The sequence below is a fragment of the Streptomyces sp. NPDC053750 genome (genome assembly GCF_044544295.1).
In the GTDB taxonomy this organism is placed as follows: domain Bacteria; phylum Actinomycetota; class Actinomycetes; order Streptomycetales; family Streptomycetaceae; genus Streptomyces.
In genome coordinates this window covers 1-5,427 of sequence record NZ_JBITXB010000053.1, presented here as the reverse complement: position 1 = coordinate 5,427, position 5,427 = coordinate 1, and the positions used below count along the sequence as shown (strand labels likewise).

Annotated in this window: 2 protein-coding genes; both read right to left on the bottom strand. The window is 73.6% G+C overall.

Going from position 1 to position 5,427, the window contains the following annotated elements; translation table 11 throughout:
• Positions 1-1,939 (bottom strand): type I polyketide synthase (locus tag ACIGO6_RS41505; protein ID WP_399885986.1); only part of this gene is annotated, 1,939 nt, incomplete at its 3' end.
• 32 nt (positions 1,940-1,971) lie between these two features.
• The coding region (locus ACIGO6_RS41500; RefSeq protein WP_399885984.1) for an SDR family NAD(P)-dependent oxidoreductase at positions 1,972-5,427 on the bottom strand (3,456 nt) is incomplete at its 5' end.

Here is a 5,427-nt window from a genome sequence, read left to right as displayed (position 1 = left end):
CCACACCGAACGAACGCCACGCAGCCGCCAACGACACCATCACCGCCCACAACACCGGCTGCACCACATCCACCCGCTCCAACGCCCCCACATCCGCCAGAACGTCGGACAACTCCCAGTCCACGAAAGGACTTAATGCCTCACCACACGCTCGCAACTCATCAGCAAAGGCCGGCACCGACTCAGCCAGCTCCACCGCCATCCCCACCCACTGCGACCCCTGACCCGGAAACACCCACACGGTCTCGGAAGCGGACGTCCGCACAGTGCCTTCGACGGTCTGCGGTGTCTCTTCTCCCCCGGCAAGGGCGGCCAGGGCGGTCAGCGCGTCCTGGCTGCCGTCCGTCACGATCACCGCACGCCGTTCCAGGGCGGCCCGGGTGGTGGCCAGCGCGTGGCCGAGGCCGGCGAGATTCTCCTGGTGCTCCTCCGTCAGGAAGGTGTTCAGCCGTGCCGCCTGGGCGCGCAGAGCGGCTTCGGTCTTGCCCGACAGAAGGAGCGGCACCGGCCCCGCGTCGGCCTCGGACGCGGCGGCCTCCGGCTCGGGCGGTGCCTGTTCCACGATCACGTGCGCGTTCGTCCCGGAGACACCGAACGACGACACACCCGCCCGCCGCACCCGGCCCTCGGCAGCCGGCCAAGCCCTCTTGTCCGTGAGCAGCTCGACCGCACCCGCGGACCAGTCCACCTGGCTGGACGGCGCGTCGACGTGCAGGGTCGGCGGCAGTGCCTGGTGCCGGAGTGCCATCACCATCTTGATGACACCGGCCACACCCGCGGCCGCCTGGGTGTGCCCGATGTTCGACTTCAGCGAGCCGAGCCACAGCGGTTCACCGCCCGCACGGTCCTGCCCGTACGTGGCCAGCAGCGCCTGCGCCTCGATCGGGTCGCCGAGGCGGGTGCCGGTGCCGTGCGCCTCCACGGCGTCCACGTCACCCGGCGCCAGCCGCGCGTCGGCCAGCGCCTGCCGGATCACCCGCTCCTGGGACGGACCGTTCGGCGCCGTCAGTCCGCTGCTCGCGCCGTCCTGGTTGACCGCGCTGCCCCGCACCACCGCCAGCACCCGGTGCCCGTTGCGCCGCGCGTCCGACAACCGCTCCAGCAGCAGCATGCCGACGCCCTCGCCCCAGCCGGTGCCGTCCGCCGCGTCCGCGAAGGACTTGCAGCGGCCGTCCGCCGCCAGCCCGCGCTGCCGGGAGAAGGCGACGAAGACGGCAGGGGTGAACATCACCGTGACTCCGCCCGCGAGGGCGAGGTCGCACTCGCCCCGGCGCAGAGCGGTGGCGGCCAGGTGCAGCGCGACCAGGGAGGACGAGCACGCCGTGTCCACGGTGACGGCCGGGCCCTCCAGGCCGAAGGTGTACGACACCCGGCCCGATGCCACGCTGCCCGCGCTGCCGTTGCCGATGTAACCCTCGAGTTCCTCGGGGACCTCGGGGAGCCGGGCGGCGTAGTCGTGGTACATAACGCCGGCGTAGACGCCCGTGCGGCTGCCGCGCAGCGCGTCGGGTGCCAGTCCCGCCCGTTCGAACGCCTCCCAGGAGGTCTCCAGGAGCAGCCGCTGCTGCGGGTCCATCGCCAGCGCCTCACGCGGCGAGATCCCGAAGAGCGAGGCGTCGAAGCGTTCCGCCCCCCTGACGAATCCGCCCTGCCGTACGTAGCTCTTGCCGGCCTGGTCCGGGTCGGCGTCGAACAGGTCCTCGTCGCTCGGCCAGCCCCGGTCGTCGGGGAAGCCGCTCACCGCGTCCGTGCCCTCGGAGACCAGGTGCCACAGCTCCTCGGGGGAGGTGACACCGCCGGGGTAGCGGCACGCCATCCCGATGATCGCGACGGGTTCGTGGGCCTCGTCCCGCACCCGCTGCAGCTGCCCGCGGGTCTCGTGGAGCTCGGTCGTCACCCAGCGGAGGTGTTCCAGGAGCTTCTTCTCGTTCGTCGACACGTAGGGGTCACCCACTCCTCGGGAACAGTGGCTCAGGACTTGCCGAATTCGCGCTTGATGAAGTCGAAGATCTCGTCCGCGGACGCCGCCTCGAGCTCGCGGGCGGCGACGGAACCCTCCTCCGCCGCCGCTCCGTCGCGCGGCGCGGGCACGGCCGACCAGAGCACGGCCAGTTTCCGCATCCGCTCCACCACCTGGGCGTGGGTGTCCCGGTCGAGGGCCACCTCGCCGGCCGCCGCTTCGAGCCGGTCCAGCTCGGTCAGCAGCGTTCCGGCGTCCAGGGGTGAGCCGGACAGCGCGCCGGTCCCGGTCCCGGTGCCGTCGGCGGATGTGTTTCCGGGGGCCGCGGCGGGGTCGAGGGCCAGGTTCTCGGCCAGGTGCTCGGCGAGCCGTGTCGGTGTCGGGTGGTCGAAGATCAGCGTTGCCGCGGGGCGCAGACCGGTGGCGGCGGTGAGCCGGTTGCGCAGTTCGACCGCCGTCAGCGAGTCGAAGCCGGACTGCAGGAATCCCCGGTTCGGCGCGATGGCGTCGACGGTGTCGTGTCCGAGGACGGCGGCGGCTTTCGTACGGACCAGCCTCAGGAGGGTGTTGACCCGCTCCGTGGCCGACATCCCGGACAGCCTGCGCAGCAGTGCCGTCCGCTCCTGCACCGGGTCCGTGCCGACGGCCGGGTCGGCGGCACCGGACTGGGCCGTGCGGCGGGCCGGCGGTGGGACGAGGGTGCGCAGCACCGCCGGTACGTGGCCGCCGTCCGCCTGCCCGGCGCGTACGGCCGCGGTGTCGAGGCGTACCGGGACCACGGCCGCCGGGGCGTCCGGCCGGGTACCCGTGTCGAACAGGGCGAGCCCGTCCTCGGTGGGCAGGGGCAGCAGTCCCCCGCGGGCCATGCGGCGCCGGTCGGCGGTGCCGAGGCCGGAGGTCATGGCGCTGGACTCCTCCCACAGGCCCCAGGCCAGCGACGTCGCGGGCAGTCCGTGTGCCGTGCGGTGTGCGGCGAGGGCGTCCAGGAAGACGTTGCCCGCCGCGTAGTTGGCCTGTCCGGCGGCCCCGAGCACACCGGCCGCCGACGAGAAGAGGGCGAAGAGGGTCACGTTCGGGTCGGCGGCGGTCAGTTCGTGCAGGTGCAGTGCCGCGTCGATCTTGGGGCGGAGTACCGCGTCGAGCCGCTCGGCGGTCAGTCCGGTGACGAGTCCGTCGTCCAGGGCGCCGGCGGCGTGAACGACACCGACCAGGGGGTTTTCGGCGGGGATCGCCGCGACCACCTCGGCCAGCGCGGTGCGGTCGGTGACATCGCAGGCGACCACCGCGGTCCGCGCTCCGAGGGCGGTCAGTTCGGCGACCAGCTCGGCGGCGCCGGGGGTCGCTTCGCCTCGTCGGCCGACCAGCAGCAGGTGCCGTACGCCCCGTTCGGCGGCGAGGTGACGGGCGACGACGGCTCCCAGGCCGCCGACCCCGCCGGTGACCAGGACGGTGCCGGCCGGGTCGAGCACGGTGGCCGTCGCCGGGCTTTCCCCGTCCGCCGACCGGGGCTCCCCGGTCTCGCGGACGCTCGGCGCGCGTACCAGCCGAGGCACGTACGCCGCGTCGCCGCGCAGGGCCACCTGAGGCTCGTCCCCGGCGCCGAGGGCGGCGCGCAGAAGCGCACCGGTCCCGTGGCCGCCGTCGGCCTCCTGGACGTCCAGGAGGAGGAAGCGCCCGGGATGCTCCGTCTGTGCGGACCGCACCAGTCCCCACACCGGCGCCTGCACCAGGTCGGCGACGTCCTCGCCGGGGCGCACGGCGACGGCGCCCCGGGTCACCAGTACGAGTCGCGCCGTGGCAAACCGTTCGTCGGCCAGCCACGCCTGAACCAGTTCCATCGTCTGGACGGTCGCGGCGCGGACCCCTTCCGCGGCCGAGGCCGAGTCGGTCACCACCACGTCGGCGGCACACTGCACGAGGACGGTGCCGGGGACTCCGCCGGGGTCGGCGGCGACGGCGGCCAGATCGTCGTAGCGGGCGACCTCGCGCTCGGTACCCCTGTCCGGCCGCCCACCGGCGGGCGGGAAGAGGCCGAAGCGGTCCGCACCGACCAGCGCGACGCGGCCCTGTTCCTGGGAGCCGGCCTGTACTGACAGGCTGTTCTGTTCGGTCCAGGCGAGGTGGAAGAGGTGGTCTCCGGCGTCTCGCCGGGCCGCCGCGCGCAGCTGTTCGGCCACCACGGGCCGGGAGACCAGCGCGCCCACGGAGGCTACCGGGTGCCCGTCGACGTCGTACGCCGTGAGCGTCACCCCGCCCGAACCGGCCGGCGACAGCCGCACCCTGAGCGCGGTGGCTCCCGCGGCCTGGAGTGTCACCCCGGACCAGGAGAACGGCAGCCGTCCCTCACCCTCCTCCACGGCGGCCAGCGCTCCGGTGTGCAGCGCCGCGTCCAGCAGTGCGGGATGCAGGCCGAACCGTCCGCCGGCCTCACGCTGTTCCCGTGGCAGAGCGACCTCGGCGTACAGGTCGGCGCCGTCGCGCCAGGCCGCCTTCAGCCCTCTGAACGCGGGGCCGTAGACGAATCCGCCGTCCGCGAGCCGCTCGTAGAGCCCCTGCACCCCGACCGGTTCGGCCCCGGGCGGCGGCCAGGCGGTCAGCCGGTCCTCGGCCGCCGCAACGGCTCCTGCGACCGCGCCGCTGCCCGTGCCGCACCGTGTCACCAGGGTGCCGGCGGCGTGCCGCACCCAGACGTCGTCGGACGCACCGGCGCCCGTAGCGGCCGCCGAGGAGGAATGGATCGCGACCGTCCGCCGCTCCTCCCCGTCCGGCGCGCCGACGACCACCTGGACCCGTACCGCGGGTCCCTGCTCGGGCAGTACCAGGGGCGCTTCGAGGACGAGTTCCTCCACCGCCGCGCAACCGGCCTCGTCCGCCGCCCGCAACGCCATCTCCACGAAGGCCGTGCCGGGGAGGAGGACGGTGCCCTGGACGGCGTGGTCCGCCAACCAGGGCTGAGCACCGAGGGAGAGCGAACCCGTCAGCAGGATCTCACCCGACGCGGCATGGCGCATCGCTGCCCCGAGGAGAGGGTGACCCGTCGCACCGAGTCCGAGTCCGGAGGCGTCGCCCGGGGCGGCCGGGGACGGAAGCAGCCAGTACGACTCGTGCTGGAAGGCGTACGTCGGAAGGTCCGCGACCGGACGTGCGTCCGGCCCGAAGGCCGGCGTCCAGTCCACCGGAACACCCGCGACATACACCTCCGCCAGAGCGGTGTAGAAGCGGTCCAGACCGCCGTCGTCGCGCCGTAGGGAACCCGACACGATCCCGTCCGGCACCGCATCACTCAACGCCGACACCAGCACCGGATGAGCACTGATCTCCGTGAACGCGGAAAAGCCCTCCCCGGCCAGCGCCGTGACCGCGGTGTGGAAACCGACCGGCCGACGCAGATTGCGATACCAGTAACCGCCGTCCAGCTCCGGACCCTCCACCCAGCCACCACCGTCCACCGTGGAGAACATCGCGAT